This is a genomic window from Enterobacter sp. ENT02, assembly GCF_019219165.1.
GTDB lineage: Bacteria > Pseudomonadota > Gammaproteobacteria > Enterobacterales > Enterobacteriaceae > Enterobacter > Enterobacter mori.
This window is the reverse complement of record NZ_JAHUWD010000002.1, coordinates 285,179-306,600: the sequence shown is the minus strand read 5'-3', so window position 1 is coordinate 306,600 and position 21,422 is coordinate 285,179. Positions and strand designations below refer to the sequence as shown.

Here is a 21,422-nt window from a genome sequence, read left to right as displayed (position 1 = left end):
TTCTATAAATATCATTATCGTCGATGAAACTTCAGATGATTTTTGAATATAGAAAGACGCAACTGTGATGTAAAGCGTACACCCATCGGGTCATACAGTTAGCCGCACTTTTCTGCCATAATGGGCGTTTTCGTTGTTACTCCGCAGGAGCCCACCATGGATTTTACCGCCGGACTGATGCCGCTTGAGACGGCACTCACGCAGATGCTTGGCCGCATTACCCCACTGCATGAGGTTGAAACGCTGCCGCTTGTGCGCTGTTTTGGCCGTATTGCCGCGCGCGATATTGTCTCTCCGCTTAACGTGCCGGGGTTTGATAACTCCGCGATGGACGGTTACGCGGTGCGCCTGGCGGATCTCCAGACGGGTAACGCCCTGCCGGTGGCGGGTAAAGCCTTTGCGGGTCAGCCGTTTAGCGGTGAATGGCCTGCGGGTACCTGCGTGCGCATCATGACCGGCGCGCCGATTCCGGCTGGCTGCGACGCCGTGGTGATGCAGGAAGAGACCGAACAGACCGACGACGGCGTGCGTTTTACCGCGAACGTTAAAGCGGGCCAGAACATTCGCCGCACGGGCGAAGATATCCCCCTTGGCGCAACGGTCTTTTCTGCCGGGCAGAAGCTGACGGTAGGTGAACTGCCGGTGCTGGCGTCGCTCGGCGTTGCTGAAATCGACGTTATCCGTAACGTGCGCGTTGCCGTTTTCTCCACCGGCGACGAGCTGCAGCTTCCGGGCCAGCCGCTGCAGGACGGCCAGATTTACGACACCAACCGCCTGGCGGTACACCTGATGCTGGAGCAGCTGGGCTGCGACGTGATTAACCTCGGCATCATTCCTGACGATCCGGAAAAACTGCGCGCCGCGTTTATCGAGGCGGATAACGCAGCCGACGTGGTCATCAGCTCTGGCGGCGTCTCTGTGGGTGAAGCGGATTACACCAAAACCATCCTTGAAGAGCTGGGCGAAATCGCCTTCTGGAAGCTGGCTATCAAGCCGGGCAAACCGTTCGCCTTTGGCAAGCTCACGCATAGCTGGTTCTGCGGCCTGCCGGGTAACCCGGTCTCTGCGGCACTCACCTTCTACCAGCTGGTGATCCCGCTGCTGGCGAAGCTTTCCGGCAACAAGGCTAACCCGCTACCGGAACGCCTGCGCGTGCGTGCCGCCACGCGCCTGAAAAAATCACCGGGCCGTCTCGATTTCCAGCGTGGCATTCTGGCGCGCAACGCGGACGGTGAGCTCGAAGTGAGCACCACCGGGCACCAGGGCTCGCACATTTTCAGCTCCTTCAGCCAGGGCAACTGCTTTATCGTGCTGGAGCGCGAGCGCGGCAATGTGGAAGCAGGCGAATGGGTTGAGATCGAGCGCTTTAACCACCTGTTCGGAGGCTGACATGACGGTGGAGCTGAGCGACCCGGAGATGCTGCGCTATAACCGCCAGATTATCCTGCGCGGGTTTGATTTCGAGGGCCAGGAAGCGCTCAAGGCGGCCAATGTGCTGGTGGTTGGCCTGGGCGGTCTGGGCTGCGCGGCCGCGCAGTACCTCGCGGCGGCAGGCGTGGGCAGAATGACGCTGCTGGATTTCGATACCGTATCGGTGTCCAACCTGCAGCGCCAGACGCTGCACAGCGACGCGACCATTGGCCAGCCGAAGGTGGGATCCGCCGGGGCTGCGCTGGCCCGTATCAACCCCAACGTTCAGTTCACCCTCATTGACGCGATGCTGGATGACGAGGCGCTGTCCGCGCAGATTGCACAGCATGACCTGGTGCTGGACTGCACCGACAACGTCGCCGTCCGTAACCAGTTAAACGCAGGCTGTTTTGCCCACAAAACTCCGCTGGTCTCCGGTGCGGCGATCCGCATGGAGGGGCAAATCAGCGTCTTCACGTACGCGGAAGGTGATCCCTGCTACCGCTGCCTGAGCCGCCTGTTCGGCGAGAACGCGCTGACCTGCGTTGAGGCGGGCGTGATGGCGCCGCTCGTCGGCGTGATTGGTTCACTGCAGGCGATGGAAGCGATCAAAGTGCTGGCGCACTACGGCACGCCTGCCGCGGGGAAAATCGTCATGTATGACGCGATGACCTGCCAGTTCCGTGAGATGAAGCTGATGCGTAACCCGGGGTGTGAGGTTTGTAGCCAGTAAAAAAGTCGGGTGGCGGCTTCGCCTTACCCGACCTACAACGGCTCGAACGTAGGCCGGGTAAGCGTGAGCGCCACCCGGCAACAGTATCAGATAGACGTCCTTCCAAACGCCCCCTGCCAGTCCTGCTCAAACTTCACAATCGCCGCATCCACGGCCGGAGAAGTAATAAACTGCTGCGCCACGTCCAGCGGCAGCGTGATGGACTCGCAGCCTGCCAGCAGGCAGTCCAGCGCCTGACGCGGCGTTTTGAAGCTCGCGGCAAGCACTTTTGACTGCGGTGCGTGCAGCGTCAGCAGCTGTTGCAGTTCAACCACGGTCTGGATCCCGTCCCCGCCCTGCGCGTCCACGCGGTTAACGTAAGGTGCGACATAGTCTGCTCCCGCCAGCGCGGAGAGCATTCCCTGCGCGGCGCCGTAAACCGCCGTACCCAGCGTCGGGATCCCTTCGGCTTTCAGCATCTTGATAGCCGCCAGCCCTTCTGCGGTCACCGGCACTTTCACCACCAGGTCATTAATGATGGCGCGGAGCTTGCGCGCGTCCTCCACCATCCCTTCAGCGGTAGTCGCCATCACCTGCGCGAACAGTCGGCCTTTACCCCCTAGCGCGTCGTGCAGTTCAGGCAGCAGCACATCGAGCGGCGTTTTACCGGTTGCCACAATGCTTGGGTTGGTGGTCACGCCCGCCAGCGGGAAGATACGCGCCAGCTTTTTGACTGCCGCAACGTCAGATGTGTCGAGGTAAAGTTCCATGATGTCACCCTCAAAATTAGCCTGCACTTACCCTATCACGACAAAACCTGCTCAAGAGTTGACCCGCATCAAGATAACTTTCATTCGAAAGTAATTTAATCTTCATATGCAAGATGAGAGGCGAAATCATGATCTTCAATATTCAGCGTTACTCTACCCACGATGGCCCCGGCATTCGAACCGTGGTGTTCCTGAAAGGCTGCTCGCTGGGCTGTCGCTGGTGCCAGAACCCGGAAAGCCGATCCCGCAGCCGGGACGTGCTGTTTGATGCGCGCCTGTGCCTGGACGGCTGCGACCTGTGCCAGCAAGCGGCTCCGGGCTGCATCGAACGCGCGCTGAACGGGATGGTCATTCACCGTGAGAAGCTTGATGACGCCACGCTCAACACCCTCACCGACTGCTGCCCGACGCAGGCGCTGACCGTCTGTGGTGAAGAACAGCAGGTCGAGGAGATCATGGCGACCGTACTGCGCGATAAGCCTTTTTACGACCGCAGCGGCGGCGGAATTACCCTCTCCGGCGGCGAGCCGTTTATGAACCCGGAGCTGGCGTACGCGCTGTTTAAAGCCAGCCACGAACAGGGTATCCACACCGCCGTCGAAACCTGTCTTCACGTACCGTGGCACTATATCGAGCCCTCTTTACCCTACGTCGATCTGTTCCTCGCCGACCTGAAGCACGTCGACGGTGAGGTGTTCAAGCAGTGGACGGACGGTTCGGCTAAGCGGATCCTGGACAACCTGAAACGCCTTGCCGCGGCCGGGAAAAAAATCACCATCCGCGTGCCGCTGATCCAGGGCTTTAACGCCGATGAAACCTCTGTTACCGCCATTACCAATTTCGCTGCCGACGAGCTCGGCGTCGAGGATATTCATTTTCTGCCGTACCACACGCTGGGCATGAACAAATACACCCTGCTCGGCCAACCCTACTCTGCCCCTGACAAACCGCTGGATAACCCTGCCCTGCTGGACTTCGCGCAGCAGTACGCCTGCCAGAAAGGGTTAACCGCGACCTTACGAGGATAAACTTATGACGACCCTGAATCTCAACACCCTCAGCGAGCGCATTAAAGCGCACAAAACGGCCCTCGTACATATCGTCAAGCCGCCGGTCTGTACCGAGCGCGCGCAGCATTACACCGAAATGTATCAGCAGCACATGGACAAGCCGATCCCGGTGCGTCGCGCCCTGGCGCTGGCGCATCACCTGGCTGAACGCACCATCTGGATCAAACACGACGAGCTGATCATCGGTAACCAGGCAAGCGAAGTGCGCGCCGCGCCGATCTTCCCGGAATACACCGTCTCCTGGATTGAGAAAGAAATCGACGATCTGGCGGATCGCCCGGGCGCGGGCTTTGCGGTGAGCGAAGAGAACAAGCGCGTCCTGCATGACATCTGCCCGTGGTGGCGCGGCCAGACGGTGCAGGATCGCTGCTACGGCATGTTCACCGACGAGCAGAAAGGCCTGCTGGAAACCGGCATTATCAAAGCCGAAGGCAACATGACCTCCGGCGACGCGCACCTGGCGGTGAACTTCCCACTGGTGCTGGAGAAAGGTCTCGACGGCCTGCGCGCCAAAGTGGCCGAGCGCCGCTCGCGCATCAACCTGACAGTGCTGGAAGACCTGCACGGCGACCAGTTCCTGAAGGCGATCGATATCGTGCTGGAGGCGGTGAGCCTGCACATCAAACGCTTTGCCGACCTGGCGCGAGAAATGGCCGCGACCGAAACCCGCGCAAGCCGCCGCGACGAGCTGCTGGCAATGGCGGAAAACTGTGACGTAATCGCCCACGAGCCGCCAAAAACCTTCTGGCAGGCGCTGCAGCTGTGCTACTTCATTCAGCTGATCCTGCAGATTGAGTCCAACGGCCACTCGGTCTCCTTCGCGCGTATGGACCAGTATCTTTATCCGTACTACCGTCGCGACGTGGAGCTTGACCAGAGCCTCGACCGCGAGCACGCCATTGAGCTGCTGCACAGCTGCTGGCTGAAGCTGCTGGAAGTGAACAAGATCCGCTCCGGCTCGCACTCTAAAGCCTCCGCCGGCAGCCCGCTGTACCAGAACGTCACCATCGGTGGCCAGAAGCTGGTCAACGGCGAGCCGATGGACGCGGTCAACCCGCTCTCCTACGCGATTCTGGAATCCTGCGGTCGCCTGCGCTCCACCCAGCCAAACCTGAGCGTGCGTTATCACGCGGGCATGAGCAACGACTTCCTCGACGCCTGCGTGCAGGTGATCCGCTGCGGCTTCGGCATGCCGGCCTTTAACAACGATGAAATCGTCATTCCGGAATTCATCAAGCTCGGCGTTGAACGAGACGACGCCTACGACTACGCGGCCATCGGCTGCATCGAAACCGCGGTGGGCGGCAAATGGGGCTACCGCTGCACCGGCATGAGCTTTATCAACTTCGCCCGCGTGATGCTGGCGGCGATGGAAGGCGGGCGCGATGCCACCAGCGGCAAGGTGTTCCTGCCGCAGGAGAAAGCCCTCTCTGCCGGTAACTTCGACAACTTCGAGGAGGTGATGGCGGCGTGGGACAGCCAGATCCGCTACTACACCCGTAAATCCATCGAGATTGAGTACGTGGTGGACACCATGCTGGAGGAGAACGTCCACGATATTCTCTGCTCGGCGCTGGTGGACGACTGCATCGAGCGCGCGAAAAGCATCAAGCAGGGAGGCGCGAAGTATGACTGGGTTTCCGGCCTGCAGGTGGGCATCGCCAACCTCGGCAATAGCCTGGCGGCGGTGAAAAAGCTGGTGTTCGAGCAGGGCACTATCGGTCAACAGCAGCTGGCGGCCGCGCTGGCGGATGACTTCGAGGGGCTGACTCACGAGCAGCTGCGCCAGCGTCTGATCAACGGCGCGCCGAAGTACGGCAACGACGACGACAGCGTGGATATGCTGCTGACGCGTGCCTATCAGACCTACATTGAAGAGTTGAAGCAGTACCACAACCCGCGCTACGGTCGTGGCCCGATTGGCGGTAACTACTACGCGGGCACCTCCTCAATTTCCGCAAACGTGCCGTTTGGTGCAGCGACGATGGCGACGCCGGACGGACGCAAAGCGCACACCCCGCTGGCGGAAGGGGCAAGCCCGGCCTCCGGTACGGACCACCTCGGCCCGACGGCGGTGATTGGCTCAGTCGGTAAACTGCCTACCGAGGCGATTCTCGGCGGCGTGCTGCTTAACCAGAAGCTGAACCCGTCGACGCTGGAAAACGACAGCGATCGCCAGAAGCTGATGGTGCTGCTGCGCACCTTCTTCGAGGTGCACAAAGGCTGGCATATTCAGTACAACATCGTCTCGCGCGATACGCTGCTGGAAGCGAAGAAACATCCTGACCAGTATCGTGATCTGGTGGTGCGCGTGGCGGGCTACTCGGCGTTCTTCACCGCCCTGTCGCCGGATGCGCAGGACGATATTATTGCGCGTACTGAGCATACGCTGTAACGGTGTATCCCCTAAGGGGAAATGCGCACGCTGATGCCCTCACCCCGGCCCTCTCCCACCGGGAGAGGGAGAAAAGACTTAAAGCGGCAACTTCGGTTGCCGTTTTGCTTTTACTTTCGAATGAAATTAAATTTGTGCTCCCCGTCACCTTGTTATTAGAATGTTTCAAAACGCAGTGACCCAGGAGCGCAATGTATGACCGTAAAAGTTATCGTCACCGATATGGACGGAACTTTCCTTGATGATGCCAAGCAGTACGATCGAGACCGCTTTCAGGCACAGTTTGAACAGCTTAACGCCCGCGGCATTGAATTCGTTGTTGCCAGCGGCAACCAGTATTACCAGCTCATCTCCTTCTTTCCGGAACTGAAAGAGCAGATCTCCTTCGTGGCGGAAAACGGCGCGCTGGTGTTCGATCACGGGGAACAGATTTTCCACGGCGAACTGACGCGTCATGAATCACAAATCGTCATTGGCGAACTGTTGAAAGACAAAGGGTTGAACTTCGTGGCCTGCGGGCTGGAGAGTGCCTACGTCAGCGACCAGGCTCCTGAAGCGTTCGTGGCGCTGATGTCAAAGCACTATCACCGCTTAAAGCGCATCAGCGATTACCGCGAGATTGACGACGTGCTGTTTAAATTCTCCCTGAACCTGCCGGACAGCGATATTCCTAATCTGGTGGATAAACTCCACGTCTCCCTGGACGGCATCATGAAGCCGGTCACCAGCGGCTTTGGCTTTGTGGATTTAATTATCCCCGGCCTGCACAAAGCCAACGGCATCAGCCGCCTGCTGAAACGCTGGAAAATTTCCCCGCAGGAGTGCGTGGGCATTGGCGACAGCGGCAACGATGCCGAGATGCTAAAGCTGGTGAAATATTCCTTTGCGATGGGCAACGCGGCAGAAAGCATCAAAGAAATCAGCCGCTACAGCACCAACGACAACAACCACCAGGGCGCGCTGAACGTCATTCAGGCCGTGCTCGACAACCATTCCCCGTTCGACGTCTGATCCTCTCCTCGCCGGAGCCTTGCTCCGGCCTCTCACTCTTTTTCCGTCCTGTGGCTTGCGTCAAGTTTTTAAACTTGCATTAACTTAATTTTAACTTAAAGTATCACTTGTAGATATTTTTACTTTCGAATGAAAGATGCGAGGCAGTTATGACCTTTACCAGTGAAACTTTGCCAGCGGATCACAAAGCGGCAATCCGTCAGTTAAAACGTGAGTTACGCGCGCAGATCGGCGACGTGCAGGCGGTGTTTAATAAGCTCAGCGATAAAATTGCCACCCGCGTGGCGGAAATCAACGCCCTTAAGAACAAAGGCGAAACCGTCTGGCCGGTGATCCCGTTCGCGGATGTGAAAAACGGCACCCTCACCGACGCTCAGCGCGAGGCCGTTAAACGCCGCGGCTGCGCGGTGATTAAAGGTCATTTCCCACGCGAGCAGGCGCTGGCATGGGATCAGTCGATGCTCGACTACCTCGATCTCAACACGTTTGACGACGTGTACAAAGGCCCAGGCGATAACTTCTTCGGAACCTTAACGGCCTCTCGTCCGGAGATTTACCCGATTTACTGGTCTCAGGCGCAAATGCAGGCGCGCCAGAGCGAAGAGATGGCGCAGGTGCAGTCGTTCCTGAACCGTTTATGGACATTCGAGAGCAACGGCAAGCAGTGGTTCGACCCGGACGTGAGCGTGATTTACCCGGACCGTATCCGCCGCCGTCCGCCGGGAACCACCTCGAAAGGACTGGGCGCGCATACCGATTCCGGCGCGCTGGAGCGCTGGCTGCTTCCGGCTTATCAACAGGTGTTCGCCCGCGTGTTTGACGGCAACGTCGATAAGTACGATCCGTGGAACGCCGCGCACCGTACTGAAGTGGAAGAGTACACCGTCGATAACACCACCAAATGCTCGGTGTTCCGCACCTTCCAGGGCTGGACGGCGCTGTCGGACATGATCCCCGGACAGGGGCTGCTGCATGTGGTGCCGATCCCGGAAGCGATGGCCTATATTCTGCTGCGTCCGCTGCTGGACGACGTGCCGGAAGACGAGCTGTGCGGCGTGGCGCCGGGGCGCGTGCTGCCGATTTCCGAGAAGTGGCACCCGCTGCTCATCGAGGCGCTGACCAGCATTCCGGCACTCGAAGCGGGCGATTCCGTGTGGTGGCACTGCGATGTGATCCACTCCGTCGCGCCGGTGGAAAATCAGCAGGGCTGGGGCAACGTGATGTACATCCCTGCCGCGCCGATGTGCGAGAAAAATCTCGCCTACGCGAAAAAGGTCAAGGAAGCGCTGGAAACCGGCGCGTCGCCGGGAGATTTCCCGCGCGAGGATTATGAAAAGAGCTGGCAGGACCGCTTTACCGTGAACGATCTCAATATCCACGGCAAGCGCGCGCTGGGCATGGTCTAACTGTCGTACAGCCCTTCCCGCTCCACGGCGGTGCGTCGTTTCCCCTGACGTATCCGCCGTACCGAATCCCGAACGGTCATCGTACCGTTAAGCAGTAACGTCCCCACCGGCGCGTCCGGGCGCATCAGCCGCTGCTGGAGCATATGCACCGCTTCGGTTCCCAGCTCATCGCGGGGAACGTGCACCGCCGTTAATGGCACATCCTGAATCGCCGCCAGGTTAAACCCGTCAATACTCATCACCGAGACGTCCTGCGGCACGCGCAGGCCGTGGTTTTGTAATGCGCTAATGGTGCCCGCCGCCATAAAGTCGCCGCCGACCAGAAACGCCGTCGGCAGGTCTTTTCCCTTCTGCTGGTTAAGCCACTCGCTGACCATCTGTTCCGTTTCACGCGCGCTGAAGCTGGGCACCACCAGCAGATCGCGTTTATCGTTGAACTTGAGGTTATGGCTCTGCCACGCATCGCGGATCCCCGACAGGCGCAGCTCCATGGTGTAGCGACGCAGGCACAGCACGTTCATCACCTCACGGTGCCCCATCTCGAACAGGTACTCCGCCGCCCGCTCGCCAATGGCGCGATGATCCGGCGCAACGGCAGGCAAACGCATGTGCCGGTCGCGGCAGTTAATCAGCATGCAGGGTTTCCCCACGTCCACCGCCAGATCGTGAATGTGCGGATCGTCGATACCGAGCAGAATCGCCGCCTGGGTGTCCGCTTCATTCATGCGCGCCAGAAACAGCTGCGCGTCGCTATCATTCTCTTCCAGCGCGCAGTAGCGAAGTCGCACATCGTGGGACGCCAGGCCTTTACTCACGCTCTGGATCACACGGTAGTAAAAGATGTCGGACCGCTCGTCGAAGGCGCGTTGGGGGGCAAAAACCACCAGGCTATTGAGCAGCAACCGCCCCGCCGCCATACCTTCCATCACGCCCAGCTCTCGGGCGCATGCCAGCACCTTTGCGCGCGCCTTTTCACTGGTATTCGCTTTCCCCGCCAGCACCCGCGACACGGTGCTGATGGAGAGCTGTGTACGGGCGGCGATTTCGGTGATTTTTAGCCTTTTGTCCATTTTGTGATCTGGCTCCATTTGCGAAATGAAAAATTTTTCATAGCGTATTGGTCAGGCAATAACTGACATAAACACCATCATGCCAGAGGCATTTCGTCAGTTATGAGAAATTTTGCACAAAATCCACTATTGCCTGCTCATTTTCTCCCTTAAGGTGAACTTGTCACACAACTTCCATACTAGTTGTATACCAACTTAAGCATTTTAAACGGATAGAAATCAAAGCCATAACAATCCGTGTGACACCTGAACCTCCGTCCCCTTACCGTCCGTCTTGTGGAGAGTAAAATGAGTCAGGACATCAATAACACCGTTGCGACAAGCAAAACCCGTCGCGTCATCAAGAACCTGCGCTGGTACGTGCTGGTGCTGTTCTTACTTGGCGTCACCGTTAACTACATCACCCGAAACTCGCTCGGGATCCTCGCCCCGGAACTGAAAGAGAGCCTCGGCATCACCACCGAGCAATACTCCTGGATCGTCGGCGCGTTCCAGATCGCCTACACCATTTTCCAGCCCCTGTGCGGCTGGCTGATTGACGTTATCGGCCTGAAGATTGGCTTTATGGTCTGCGCCGGGATCTGGGCGTTGATGTGTATTTTCCATGCGGGCGCCGGAAGCTGGCTGCACCTGGCGATTCTGCGCTTCTTTATGGGTGCCTCTGAGGCCGCCGCTACCCCAGCGAATGCCAAAACCATCGGCGAATGGTTCCCGAAATCAGAACGTCCCGTTGCCGCCGGCTGGGCGGGCGTGGGCTTCTCCATCGGCGCGATGCTGGCCCCGCCTATCATCTACTTTGCTCACGCCTCGTTCGGTTGGCAGGGCGCGTTTATGTTTACCGGCGTGCTGGCGCTGCTGTGGGTGATCCTCTGGTGGGCGTTCTACCACAACCCGGAGCAGCACCCGAACCTGAGCAAGGACGAGCTGGCGTTTATCAAGCAGGATAACGAACCGCCTGCGGTGAGACTGCCCTTCCTGACCGCGCTGAAAACCGTTTCGAAAAACAAACGTTTCTACGGTATCGCCATCCCGGCCTTTATGGCGGAACCGGCCTGGGCGGTGCTGAGCTTCTGGGTGCCGCTGTACCTCGCCAAAGAGCACGGCATGGATCTGAAGCAGATTGCGATGTTTGCCTGGCTGCCGTTCCTCGCCGCCGATCTGGGCAGCGTGGCGAGTGGCTACCTGACGCGTCTGTACACCCGTCTGTTCGGCTGCTCCCGCGTTAACTCGGTCGTTGCCAGCTCCGTGACGGGCGCGTTCCTGATGATCTCTCTGGGCATCGTGGCCATCACCCGAGACCCGTATATCACCATCGTGCTGATCTCCATCGGCGGCTTCGGGCACCAGATCATCTCCTGCATGCTGAGCGCCCTGGTCGTGGAGTCGTTCGACAAAGGCCAGATGGCGACCGTCAACGGCATGCGCGGCTCGGCGGCGTGGATCGCCAGCTTCCTGTTCTCGCTGTTAATCGGTGTGACCGCCGACAAAATCGGCTTTAACCCGCTCTTTATTGCCATGGGCTTCTTTGACCTGATTGGCGCTGTCTTCCTGGTAGCATTTATTGCTGAACGTCGCGCCAAGCGCGCCTGATAGTGGATGTATTGCATATGAAAACCCTGAAAAACTGGACCGTAGATAAGCAGTCAGCAAACCATCTGGAACTGCTGGTCGATAATCAGCACCGCCTGTGTCTGTACGTGCTGGAAGAGAACCTGTTCCGCGTGCTGATCAAACGCAAAGGCGAGCTGGCGCTGGACCGCACCTGGAGCATCGCGCCGGAAAAAGACGTGCCGTGGGAAGGTCGCCGCCGTGACGATTTAAGCGGTTTCACCTGCCCGGCCTGGACGCTCACGCAGCAGGGTGAGACGCTAACCGTGGCAACCGAACGGCTGCGCGTGACCGTCCACCAGCCGCTGTGGCTGGAGTGGCACTACCGCAATGAGGCGGGCGAGTGGCTGCCGCTGGTCAACGACCGTCCAACCAGCGCCTACCTCCTGAACGCCCACGGCGACGGCGTTGCGCATTACCTGAGCCGTCGTAAGGACGAGCGCTTTTATGGTCTGGGCGAGAAAGCAGGCGATCTGCAGCGCAACGGCAAACGCTATGAGATGCGCAACCTCGACGCGATGGGGTACAACGCGGCCAGCACCGACCCACTCTACAAGCACATTCCGTTCACCCTCACCCGTCGCGATGACGTCAGCTACGGCCTGTTCTACGACAACCTGAGCAGCTGCTGGCTGGATCTGGGCAACGAGATAGACAACTACCACACCGCCTACCGCCGCTGGCAGGCGGAAGCGGGCGATATCGATTACTACATCTTTACCGGCAAGCGCGTGCTGGACGTCACCAAGGCCTTCGTGCGCCTGACCGGAAAAACGCTGTTCGGGCCAAAATGGAGCCTGGGCTACAGCGGCTCGACCATGCACTACACCGACGCGCCGGACGCGCAAAACCAGCTGATGAACTTCATCCGCCTGTGCGAAGAGCACGCCATTCCGTGCGACTCGTTCCAGCTCTCCTCCGGTTATACCTCCATCAACGGCAAGCGCTACGTCTTCAACTGGAACCATGACAAGGTGCCGCAGCCGAAGGTGATGAGCCAGGCATTCCACGACGCGGGGCTGAAGCTTGCGGCCAACATCAAGCCGTGCCTGCTGCAGGATCATCCGCGCTATAACGAAGTGGCGGAAAGCGGCCTGTTCATTCGCGATTCAGAAACCGATGCGCCGGAACGTTCCAGCTTCTGGGATGACGAAGGCTCGCACCTCGATTTTACCAATCCTCAGACGGTGCAGTGGTGGCAGAACGGCGTCACCACGCAGCTGCTGGAGATGGGCATCGACTCCACCTGGAACGACAACAACGAATATGAAGTGTGGGACGGGGAAGCCCGCTGTTACGGCTTTGGCAAGGAGATCGCCATCAAGCATATTCGCCCGGTGATGCCGCTGCTGATGATGCGCGCCTCGCTGGAAGCGCAGCAGCGTTTCGCGCCGGAAAAGCGTCCGTACCTGATTTCCCGCTCCGGCTGCGCCGGGATGCAGCGCTACGTCCAGACCTGGAGCGGCGACAACCGCACCAGCTGGGACACCCTGCGCTATAACATCCGCATGGGGCTGGGCATGAGCCTGTCCGGGCTGTTCAACGTCGGTCACGACGTCGGCGGTTTCTCCGGCGACAAACCGGATGCCGAGCTGTTCGTTCGCTGGGTGCAGAACGGCGTGATGCATCCGCGCTTTACCATTCACTCGTGGAACGATGACCACACCGTGAACGAACCGTGGATGTACCCGGGCGTCACGCCAGCCATTCGTGGCGCGGTGGAGCTGCGCTACCGCCTGTTGCCGTACCTCTACACCCTGCTCTGGCAGGCGCACGCCGACGATGAACCGATGCTGCGCCCGACCTTCCTCGATCATGAGCACGATGCGCAGACGTTTGAGGAGTGCGATGACTTCCTGCTGGGCCGCGACCTGCTGGTGGCCAGCGTCGTCGAAGCCGGGCAGCGCGAGCGCCGCGTCTGGCTGCCGGATAACGCCTCCGGCTGGTACGATTTTTACACCCACGCGTGGTATGCGGGCGGCCAGTCGATTGTTCTTGACGCGCCGCTGGAAAAACTGCCGCTGCTGGTGCGCGCCGGTGCCGGCCTGCCGCTCAGCGAGCGTATCACCCACGTATCCGCAGAAAAAGACGACACCCGCGAGCTGAAGCTGTTCCCACTGAAGGGCGTCGGGACAACCACCGGGATGCTATTTGAAGACGACGGCGAAAGCTGGGGATATCAGAACGGCAATGCGCTGTGGGTTGAATGGGAAATGGTGTGCGACGGCGCAACCATTAACCTGAAGGTGAACGCGCGCGGGGATTATCGTCCGGCGTGGAAAGCGCTGAAGGTGTCGTTACCGGCGGGGGAAAAACGCAGGCTGCTGGTGAACGGGATTGAAGGGAGTGAGTGGGTGATGTAGTGCGGCCTGATGCCCTCACCCTAACCCTCTCCCACTGGGAGAGGGAATAGAACGTAGGCCGGGTAAGGCGAAGCCGCCACCCGGCTTTTTTTTAGTTCTCGATACCTTTACTGCGCAGGTAATCTTCGTAGTTTCCGGTGAAGTCCACCACGCGCTCTGGCGTAATTTCAATCACGCGGGTCGCCAGCGAGCTGACGAACTCACGGTCGTGAGAGACGAAGATCAGGGTACCCTGATACATCTCCAGCGCCATGTTCAGCGATTCGATAGATTCCATATCCAGGTGGTTAGTCGGTTCGTCCATCACCAGGATGTTTGGTTTTTCCATCATCAACTTGCCGAACAGCATGCGGCCTTTTTCACCACCGGAAAGTACTTTAGCCGGCTTTTTGATGTCGTCCTGGCTGAACAGCAGACGGCCCAGGATGCTGCGCACCGCCTGCTCGTCGTCGCCTTCCTGCTTCCACTGGCTCATCCAGTCAAAGACGGTGAGGTCGTTTTCGAACTCGTATTCATGGTCCTGCGCGTAGTAGCCAATCTGCGCATTTTCAGACCACTTCACGGTGCCGTTGTCCGGCTGCAGTTCACCCACCAGGGTTTTCAGCATGGTGGATTTACCCACGCCGTTGGCGCCCAGAATGGCAATCTTTTCGCCCACTTCCAGCAGCAGGTTGAATTTTTTAAACAGCGGGCCGTTCTCAAAGCCTTTTGCCAGGGCTTCCACTTCCAGCGCGTTACGGAACAGCTTCTTGTCCTGCTCGAAGCGGATGAACGGGTTCTGACGGCTGGAGGCTTTGACTTCGTCCAGCTTGATTTTGTCGATCTGACGCGCACGCGAGGTCGCCTGACGCGACTTAGAGGCGTTGGCGCTAAAGCGGCTGACGAAGGACTGCAGGTCAGCAATCTGCGCTTTCTTCTTGGCGTTATCCGCCAGCAGACGTTCACGCGCCTGGGTGGCCGCCGTCATGTATTCGTCGTAGTTGCCCGGGTACACGCGCAGCTCGCCATAGTCCAGATCCGCCATGTGCGTACAGACCATGTTCAGGAAGTGACGGTCGTGCGAGATGATGATCATGGTGCTGTCGCGGTCGTTCAGCGTCTGCTCCAGCCAGCGGATGGTATCGATGTCCAGGTTGTTCGTCGGTTCGTCGAGCAGCAGGATATCCGGGTTAGAGAACAGCGCCTGTGCCAGCAGCACACGCAGCTTCCAGCCTGGCGCAACTTCGCTCATCGGGCCGTAATGCTGTTCAACGGGAATGCCTACGCCCAGCAGCAGCTCGCCCGCGCGCGCTTCCGCAGAGTAACCGTCCATCTCGCCGTACTGCGTTTCCAGATCGGCCACTTTATAGCCGTCTTCTTCGCTCATTTCGGCCAGCGCGTAAATGCGATCGCGCTCCTGCTTCACTTCCCACAGCTCCGCGTGCCCCATGATCACGGTGTCGAGCACGGTGAACTCTTCGAAGGCGAACTGATCCTGACGCAGCTTACCGATACGCTCGTTAGGGTCAAGCGACACGTTGCCGAGCGTCGGTTCTAAGTCACCGCCGAGGATTTTCATAAAGGTGGATTTTCCGCTACCGTTGGCACCAATCAGGCCGTAACGGTTGCCGCCGCCAAATTTGACGGAAATGTTTTCGAACAGCGGCTTACTGCCAAACTGCATAGTGACGTTGCTGGTAACTAACACGGGGAGATTCCTGCGAAAAGTGTGATAAACACGGCATTATGCCACAATTCCGAATTGAGATCCCGTGTTGCGGCAATCCACTAAACTTTAACAAAATCGAAAAAAATGTGATTTCGTACACATCTGAATTCCCTGTTAGCGGGAATGCACATATAATGCGCTCCCATCACAGATTCAGACTTATCAACTCATCGCCTGAATGGCTTAGATACCTCGCACAACATGAACATGAAATTGACAACGCTTTTTGCGGCAGCGTTAGCCGTAGTAGGTTTTTGCAAGACCGCTTCTGCGGTGACGTATCCACTGCCGACAGACGGTAGCCGTCTGGTTGGGCAAAACCAGGTGGTGATTGTGCCGGAAGGCAACGCTCAGCCGCTGGAATATTTTGCCGCTGAATACCAGCTCGGTCTGTCTAACATGCTCGAAGCAAACCCGGGCGTTGACCCGTATCTGCCAAAAGCAGGTACCGTGCTGAACATCCCTCAGCAGCTGATCCTGCCGGATACCGTTCATGAAGGTATCGTAATCAACAGCGCCGAAATGCGTCTGTATTACTACCCGAAAGGCACCAACACCGTTATCGTGCTGCCAATCGGTATCGGCCAGCTGGGTAAAGATACCCCGCTGAACTGGACCACCAAAGTTGAGCGTAAGAAAGCGGGCCCAACCTGGACCCCAACCGCGAAAATGCACGCGGAATACATTGCTGCGGGCGAACCGCTGCCAGCCGTTGTGCCAGCAGGCCCGGATAACCCAATGGGTCTGTACGCGCTGTACATTGGCCGCCTGTACGCTATCCACGGCACTAACGCCAACTTCGGTATCGGCCTGCGCGTCAGCCACGGCTGCGTGCGTCTGCGTAACGACGACATCAAGTTCCTGTTCGAAAACGTGCCGGTCGGTACCCGCGTGCAGTTCATCAATGAACCGGTGAAAGCGACCTCTGAGCCAGACGGCAGCCGTTACATCGAAGTGCACAACCCGCTGTCCACCAGCGAAGATCAGATCAACAACAACGAAATCGTGCCAATCAACCTGACCAGCGCGGTGCAGTCCGTGACCTCTCAGGCTGACGTGGAAACGACCGTGGTTGACCAGGCGATCCAGAACCGTTCTGGTATGCCAGTACGTCTGAACTGATAGCAAAGCGAATAAAAAAGCGGGCCTCGTTGCCCGCTTTTTTTTATCCGTTGTTCACGATCACAATCCCGCCGTGGTCGTAGCGATAGTGACAGTGGGCATACTCCAGCGGCGTGCCATCTTCAAGATAGATCACTTGCTCCACCTCCAGCACCGGGTCCGTCTGTTCACAAATTAAGTGCTGCATATCCAGCGCATTTGGTTTTAACGCGCGCACGACGCGATACGAGCCCATTATTTTCAGCCCCAGCGTCTCCTGCACGTAACGGAACACCGAGCTTTCAAGATGGCTTTTGTTCAGGCCGGGCACCAGATTCAGCGGCATCACCGTGGAATCCAGCGACATCGGCTCACCGTTCAGCAAACGCAGACGAATAAAGTCATAGATCGGCGCATCGGCGTTAATCATCAGCGACGCCTGCTCTTTCTCGTTCGGGAAGCGCAGTTCGAAATGCACCACCTGGCTGGTCACCGTTCCAAGATGCTCCCAGGTTTTGGTGGCGCCAAAGTAGTCGCTGCCGGAGAGATCCCACTGCGAGAGTTGGAGGAAATTTTTACGGATGAACGTTCCCTGCCCCTGACGGGTGTAGACCAGCCCTTCGACAATCAGCTGGCGCATGGCCTGCTGAATGGTCATCCGGCTGGTGCTGAACTCCGCCGCCAGCGCAAACTGGTCCGGCAGCGGTTCATTGGCGGCGTACTGCTGGCTGATAATGCGTTTCTTAATTTCCCGCGCTATGGTGATGTACTTCGCCGCCATCGTCCTTCCTTTCTGTTAGTTTTCTATCCCGCTGTTTTTCAACGCCACTCGCTCGGCAATCTTGAGGAAAGGCAGGTAGAAGAATACACCAAATACAATGATTGCCAACTGCACCACCACCGCCCGCCAGTCCCCCGCCGTCGCCAGCCAGGCGCTCAGAATCGGCGGCGTGGTCCACGGGATCATCACCACGCAGCGCGACATTAGCCCCAGCGTAGTACAGAGCCATGCGAAATAGATGCCGATGGCGGGCAGCAGCACAAACGGGATCATCAGCGGCAGGTTAAAGACAATCGGCAGGCCGAAGATCACCGGCTCGTTGATGTTGAATAAGCCGGGCGCCAGCGACAGACGCGCCACCTGCTTCGCCGATTTTTGTCGGGAGAAGATAAAGATGGCGATCAGCAGCGATATCGTGCTGCCCGTGCCGCCCACCATGCCGAACGTCGGCACGAAGATGTTATTGATGATATGCGGGATGGGCTGACCGTTGGCGAAGGCCAGCATGTTCTCGTTGGTGTTAATCAGCAGGAACGGCTCCAGCACCACGCTGTTCACCACCGACTGGTGAATACCCAGCGTGAACAGAAAGTTACCAAAGCTGTAGATGAAAATCGTCCCCGGCAGGCTGGTGTTGATCAGCCGCAGGGGCTGCTGGATAAAGGTCGTAATAAGATGGATCAGGTCCGTGTGCAGCACGTTTGCCAGTATGGCCGCCAGCACTGCGAACAGCGAAAGCGTGAGAATGGTCGGGATCAGCGCGGTAAAGGATTTGCTCACCGCCGGCGGCACGTTTTCCCCGAGGGAAATGTGCAGCGCCTTCAGCCGCGAGATGGCGATAAACACTTCTGTTGAAAGCAGCCCGATCAGCACCCCGGCGAAAATCCCGGTTGAGCCAATATTGGCGAACGTCAGCACCTGGGTGACGTTCACCGCGGCGTCGCTGCCGATGGGCGTAATCTGCAGGCGCATCGGCATCATGATGATGAAGCTGCTGACGGCGATAACCACTGCCGAGACCGGATTGTCGAAATCTTTGTTGCGCGCCAGCGACCAGGCAATCATCGGGGCCAGCAGCAGCGCGGCGATGTTCAGCGTGCCGTTGATAATCGCCTCGCCCCACACCTTAAACTGCACGAGCGTGTCACCATGAAAAATCCACGGAAACACCACGTTGTTCACCAGTACCGCCAGACCGGCAAGGATGAAAATCGGCATCACCGTGGCGAAGGCGTCGCGCAGGGAGCGCAGGTGCACCTGGTTTGCCAGGCGCGCCGAGAACTCAACAAATTTATCGACAAAGGACTGCATGTGCGGTGTTATTTTTGTTTCAGACATAGCGGATAGTTCCCATCAATCAGTCACAAAAACGGCCCGGCAGCGTACGGCTTACATCTCGCGTCCGTTGGTATGGATAACCTGTTTTAACCACGCATAGCTCTTCTTCGGCACGCGCTTCAGGTCTTTCAGGTCGTGGTTTTCCCGGTTGACATAGACCACGCCATAGCGTTTACGCATGTCGCCCTGGGAACTCAGAATGTCGATTAAGCCCCAGCCAAGGTAGCCAATGACCTCCGCCCCGTCCTCGAACATCGCCTCCTTCATGGCATCGATATGCGCCCGGTGGTAGTCGATGCGGTAGGTGTCATCAATCGGGTTCACGCCGTCCCAGGATTCAATCACCCCAATGCCGTTCTCAATCGGGAAGACCGGCATCCGCCAGTCGTTGGCGTAGCGGGTGATGATGGTGCGAAAGCCCAGCGGATCGATCTGCCAGTTCCACTCGGTGGCCTTCAGGTACGGGTTATTTTTCTCGCCGTGAAGCAGGTAATAGTTCACCGGCGTGCCTTCCGGGATCGCATCGCTGTCCAGCGTTTTGCTGGCGTAGTAACTAAAGGCCATATAGTCGTTTCTGGTGCGCGCCAGCAGCGCTAAATCCTCGGCGCGGTAGATATCACCAAAGCCCTCTTGTTCTACCACCGCCATCACCGCCGGACTGTAGCCCTGCCCGGCGAAGACGCGCAGCAAGTTCTGGTTGAGGAATTCGTCATACTGCTGGGCGCAGAAGATATCGCGCGGTTTGCAGGTGGCCGGGTAGATGAGCTGGTGTGCCAGCATGCCGCCCATCAACTGGCCCGGTTTGGTCTGGTGCAAATACTCGGTCAGCGCCATGTGTGCCACCATCGTATGGTGCTGCAGCTCATACAGCTCGCGCAGGGTTTGCTCGCCTTTCATATAGCCCGAAATACGAAACGCTTCCGGCATATGGAAGATGTTCTGCTCGTTGAAGGTCAGCCAGTACTTCACGCGGTCGCCATAGCAGTCGATCATCTTTTTACCGTAGCGGATAAAGGCGTCCATTACGCGGCGGTCATTGAAGCCGTTGTACTCCTGCGCCAGCGCCAGCGGCATATCGAAGTGGTAGAGACAAACCATTGGCTCGATGCCGCGTGCGATCAGATCGTCGATAAAACAGTCGTAAAACGCGATGCCCTCGTCGTTAAAATCGCCGTCGCCCTGCGGGCAGACGCGGCTCCACGAGATCTGAAAGCGGTAGCAGTTCATGCCCAGATCCTGCATCAGATCGAAATCTTCCCGATAGCGATGGTAGGAGTCTGTCGCCACTTTCCAGTCGGAAATGTTTTCCCCGGCTTCGCGAATGTCATACACCGACATCCCTTTCCCACCCTCGTTCCAGGCCCCTTCCGTCTGCATGCTGGACACCGAGTTGCCCCATAAAAAGTTGGCTGGCAGTGAATTGTTCATGGTCTCTCCCCATATGACTAGTCATTTAGAATTTCATGACTAGTCATATAGGCGAAGATTAAATTTGGATCAAAGAGGAGGATCGTTTTTTGTGAGCAGTGCGGGAAAAAAAGCCCCGGCAAGCGAAGCGCCACCGGGGAAAAGGAAGGTTACTGTTGTGCGAGCTGGTTACGGCGATATTCTCCCTGGCGCTCCAGCATCCAGCCCGGATACTCGCGCGGCAGCGCGCTCACCGCATTCAGTTGCTTAAGCTCGTCTTCGCTTAAGCGGATCCCTGTTGCGGCAATGTTGTCGTCCAGCTGATCGACGCGTTTCGCGCCAATAATCACGCTGGTTACCGCTTTCTGGTGCAGCAGCCACGCCAGCGCGATTTGCGCGACGGAGACACCCTTGCTTTCGGCGATAGTGCGCATCACGTCCACGCAGTCGAAGGCGCGATCTTTATCCACCGGCGGGAAATCGAACTCCAGACGGCGGCCACCGGTTTCGCTCGTCCCGTCGCGGCCATATTTTCCGCTCAGCAGGCCGCCCGCCAGCGGGCTCCAGACCATCAGCCCAACGCCTTCGCTCTGCATCATCGGCACCAGCTCACGCTCCAGATCGCGCCCGGCGATGGTGTAGTACGCCTGTAATGACGCAAAACGCGCCAGCCCCAGACGCGCCGAAATGCCCAACGCTTTGGCTATCTGCCACGCCGCCCAGTTAGAAACGCCGATGTAGCGCACGTGGCCATGCTGCACCAGGTTATCCAGCGCGTAGAGCGTCTCTTCAATCGGTGTTGCGGGGTCAAAGCCGTGAAGCTGGTAGAGATCGATATGATCGAGCTGCAGGCGGCGCAGGCTCTCCTTCACGCTGCTGATGATGTGATAGCGCGAGCTGCCGCGCGAGTTCACCCCGGCGGTGCCCGTTTCGCCAAACACCTTGGTGGCCACCACCACATTTTCGCGCGGGACGTTCAGGTTTTTCAGCGCCTGCCCGAGTATCGTCTCCGAGCGCCCTTCCGAATAGACGTCGGCGGTATCGATGAAGTTGATGCCCGCGTCCAGCGCGCGGCCCACCAGCTGCTCGGCTTCGTTTTGCTTAAGCTGGCCAATCTTGCCCCACATGCCGTCTTCACCGCCGAAGGTCATGGTGCCGAGGCACAGTTCAGAAACAAACAGTCCGGTGTTGCCCAGTTTTTGATAACGCATAAGTGATTCCTCGCATGTCGATTGGGTACCCGATAGTTATACCCGCCCCTCAACCATCGCG

At 58.3% G+C, this 21,422-nt stretch carries 16 protein-coding genes; 9 read left to right on the top strand and 7 right to left on the bottom strand.

The features are described from left to right. Positions 1 to 156: 156 nt before the first annotated feature. Positions 157 to 1,389 (top strand): molybdopterin molybdotransferase MoeA, encoded by a 1,233-nt coding sequence (gene moeA / locus KW829_RS07395; RefSeq protein ID WP_218307930.1) that lies wholly within the window; start codon positions 157 to 159, stop codon positions 1,387 to 1,389. Position 1,390: 1 nt separating this feature from the next. Further along, positions 1,391 to 2,143, top strand: coding sequence for a molybdopterin-synthase adenylyltransferase MoeB (gene moeB / locus KW829_RS07390; RefSeq protein WP_126815610.1), 753 nt, complete (start codon positions 1,391 to 1,393; stop codon positions 2,141 to 2,143). 86 nt (positions 2,144 to 2,229) lie between these two features. On the opposite strand, the gene fsa is transcribed toward moeB, so the two are convergent. After that, complete coding sequence (gene fsa, locus KW829_RS07385) at positions 2,230 to 2,892, bottom strand: fructose-6-phosphate aldolase (protein ID WP_218307929.1); 663 nt, start codon at positions 2,890 to 2,892, stop codon at positions 2,230 to 2,232. 128 nt (positions 2,893 to 3,020) lie between these two features. On the opposite strand from fsa, the gene KW829_RS07380 reads away from it, so the two are divergent. From KW829_RS07380 to KW829_RS07365, 4 genes are all read left to right on the top strand, one after another. After that, the gene (locus KW829_RS07380; RefSeq protein WP_218307928.1) at positions 3,021 to 3,920 is read left to right on the top strand and encodes a glycyl-radical enzyme activating protein; all 900 of its coding nucleotides are present in this window, start codon (positions 3,021 to 3,023) and stop codon (positions 3,918 to 3,920) included. A 4-nt stretch (positions 3,921 to 3,924) separates the two neighbouring features. Beyond that, positions 3,925 to 6,357, top strand: coding sequence for a formate C-acetyltransferase/glycerol dehydratase family glycyl radical enzyme (locus KW829_RS07375; RefSeq protein WP_218307927.1), 2,433 nt, complete (start codon positions 3,925 to 3,927; stop codon positions 6,355 to 6,357). Positions 6,358 to 6,552: 195 nt separating this feature from the next. After that, positions 6,553 to 7,368, top strand: a complete 816-nt coding sequence (locus KW829_RS07370; protein ID WP_218307926.1) for a Cof-type HAD-IIB family hydrolase — start codon at positions 6,553 to 6,555, stop codon at positions 7,366 to 7,368. A gap of 149 nt (positions 7,369 to 7,517) precedes the next feature. Continuing rightward, the gene (locus tag KW829_RS07365) at positions 7,518 to 8,774 is read left to right on the top strand and encodes a DUF1479 domain-containing protein (RefSeq protein WP_214605468.1); all 1,257 of its coding nucleotides are present in this window, start codon (positions 7,518 to 7,520) and stop codon (positions 8,772 to 8,774) included. On the opposite strand, the gene KW829_RS07360 is transcribed toward KW829_RS07365, so the two are convergent. Then, positions 8,771 to 9,844 carry a LacI family DNA-binding transcriptional regulator gene (locus KW829_RS07360; RefSeq protein WP_089598974.1) on the bottom strand — a complete coding sequence of 358 codons (1,074 nt, stop codon included), beginning with the start codon at positions 9,842 to 9,844 and terminating at the stop codon, positions 8,771 to 8,773. The genes KW829_RS07365 and KW829_RS07360 overlap by 4 nt on opposite strands. Positions 9,845 to 10,132: 288 nt before the next feature. Here KW829_RS07360 and KW829_RS07355 point away from each other — a divergent pair, with 288 nt between their 5' ends. Both KW829_RS07355 and KW829_RS07350 read left to right on the top strand, forming a co-directional pair. After that, the gene (locus tag KW829_RS07355; RefSeq protein ID WP_023335029.1) at positions 10,133 to 11,434 is read left to right on the top strand and encodes an MFS transporter; all 1,302 of its coding nucleotides are present in this window, start codon (positions 10,133 to 10,135) and stop codon (positions 11,432 to 11,434) included. 17 nt (positions 11,435 to 11,451) lie between these two features. Then, positions 11,452 to 13,815 carry a glycoside hydrolase family 31 protein gene (locus tag KW829_RS07350; protein ID WP_218307925.1) on the top strand — a complete coding sequence of 788 codons (2,364 nt, stop codon included), beginning with the start codon at positions 11,452 to 11,454 and terminating at the stop codon, positions 13,813 to 13,815. Between the two features lie 91 nt (positions 13,816 to 13,906). Here KW829_RS07350 and KW829_RS07345 read toward each other — a convergent pair whose 3' ends face one another. After that, on the bottom strand, positions 13,907 to 15,502 hold the full coding sequence (locus KW829_RS07345; RefSeq protein WP_059310710.1) for an ABC-F family ATPase: 1,596 nt from the start codon (positions 15,500 to 15,502) through the stop codon (positions 13,907 to 13,909). 222 nt (positions 15,503 to 15,724) lie between these two features. Between KW829_RS07345 and ldtB the strand changes: the two genes are divergently transcribed. After that, positions 15,725 to 16,645 carry a L,D-transpeptidase gene (gene ldtB, locus KW829_RS07340; RefSeq protein WP_010428965.1) on the top strand — a complete coding sequence of 307 codons (921 nt, stop codon included), beginning with the start codon at positions 15,725 to 15,727 and terminating at the stop codon, positions 16,643 to 16,645. 43 nt (positions 16,646 to 16,688) lie between these two features. Here the strand turns inward: ldtB and KW829_RS07335 are convergent, their stop codons facing one another. The 4 genes from KW829_RS07335 to KW829_RS07320 form a co-directional block, all read right to left on the bottom strand. Next, positions 16,689 to 17,405 (bottom strand): GntR family transcriptional regulator, encoded by a 717-nt coding sequence (locus tag KW829_RS07335; RefSeq protein ID WP_010428962.1) that lies wholly within the window; start codon positions 17,403 to 17,405, stop codon positions 16,689 to 16,691. Between the two features lie 15 nt (positions 17,406 to 17,420). After that, a complete protein-coding gene (locus KW829_RS07330; RefSeq protein ID WP_218307924.1) occupies positions 17,421 to 18,743 on the bottom strand; it encodes a PTS sugar transporter subunit IIC in 1,323 nt (440 codons plus the stop codon). 51 nt (positions 18,744 to 18,794) lie between these two features. Further along, complete coding sequence (locus KW829_RS07325) at positions 18,795 to 20,171, bottom strand: glycoside hydrolase family 1 protein (RefSeq protein WP_218307923.1); 1,377 nt, start codon at positions 20,169 to 20,171, stop codon at positions 18,795 to 18,797. A gap of 149 nt (positions 20,172 to 20,320) precedes the next feature. Continuing rightward, the gene (locus KW829_RS07320) at positions 20,321 to 21,361 is read right to left on the bottom strand and encodes an aldo/keto reductase (RefSeq protein ID WP_218307922.1); all 1,041 of its coding nucleotides are present in this window, start codon (positions 21,359 to 21,361) and stop codon (positions 20,321 to 20,323) included. Between the last annotated feature and the right edge of the window lie 61 nt (positions 21,362 to 21,422).

Excerpts from the sequence above, each read along its gene's own strand:
- moeA (WP_218307930.1), top strand. The coding sequence starts at position 157 with ATGGATTTTACCGCCGGACTGATGCCGCTTGAGACGGCACTCACGCAG.
- moeB (WP_126815610.1), top strand. The coding sequence starts at position 1,391 with ATGACGGTGGAGCTGAGCGACCCGGAGATGCTGCGCTATAACCGCCAG.
- fsa (WP_218307929.1), bottom strand. The coding sequence starts at position 2,892 with ATGGAACTTTACCTCGACACATCTGACGTTGCGGCAGTCAAAAAGCTG.
- KW829_RS07380 (WP_218307928.1), top strand. The coding sequence starts at position 3,021 with ATGATCTTCAATATTCAGCGTTACTCTACCCACGATGGCCCCGGCATT.
- KW829_RS07375 (WP_218307927.1), top strand. The coding sequence starts at position 3,925 with ATGACGACCCTGAATCTCAACACCCTCAGCGAGCGCATTAAAGCGCAC.
- KW829_RS07370 (WP_218307926.1), top strand. The coding sequence starts at position 6,553 with ATGACCGTAAAAGTTATCGTCACCGATATGGACGGAACTTTCCTTGAT.
- KW829_RS07365 (WP_214605468.1), top strand. The coding sequence starts at position 7,518 with ATGACCTTTACCAGTGAAACTTTGCCAGCGGATCACAAAGCGGCAATC.
- KW829_RS07360 (WP_089598974.1), bottom strand. The coding sequence starts at position 9,844 with ATGGACAAAAGGCTAAAAATCACCGAAATCGCCGCCCGTACACAGCTC.
- KW829_RS07355 (WP_023335029.1), top strand. The coding sequence starts at position 10,133 with ATGAGTCAGGACATCAATAACACCGTTGCGACAAGCAAAACCCGTCGC.
- KW829_RS07350 (WP_218307925.1), top strand. The coding sequence starts at position 11,452 with ATGAAAACCCTGAAAAACTGGACCGTAGATAAGCAGTCAGCAAACCAT.
- ldtB (WP_010428965.1), top strand. The coding sequence starts at position 15,725 with ATGAACATGAAATTGACAACGCTTTTTGCGGCAGCGTTAGCCGTAGTA.
- KW829_RS07335 (WP_010428962.1), bottom strand. The coding sequence starts at position 17,405 with ATGGCGGCGAAGTACATCACCATAGCGCGGGAAATTAAGAAACGCATT.
- KW829_RS07330 (WP_218307924.1), bottom strand. The coding sequence starts at position 18,743 with ATGTCTGAAACAAAAATAACACCGCACATGCAGTCCTTTGTCGATAAA.
- KW829_RS07325 (WP_218307923.1), bottom strand. The coding sequence starts at position 20,171 with ATGAACAATTCACTGCCAGCCAACTTTTTATGGGGCAACTCGGTGTCC.
- KW829_RS07320 (WP_218307922.1), bottom strand. The coding sequence starts at position 21,361 with ATGCGTTATCAAAAACTGGGCAACACCGGACTGTTTGTTTCTGAACTG.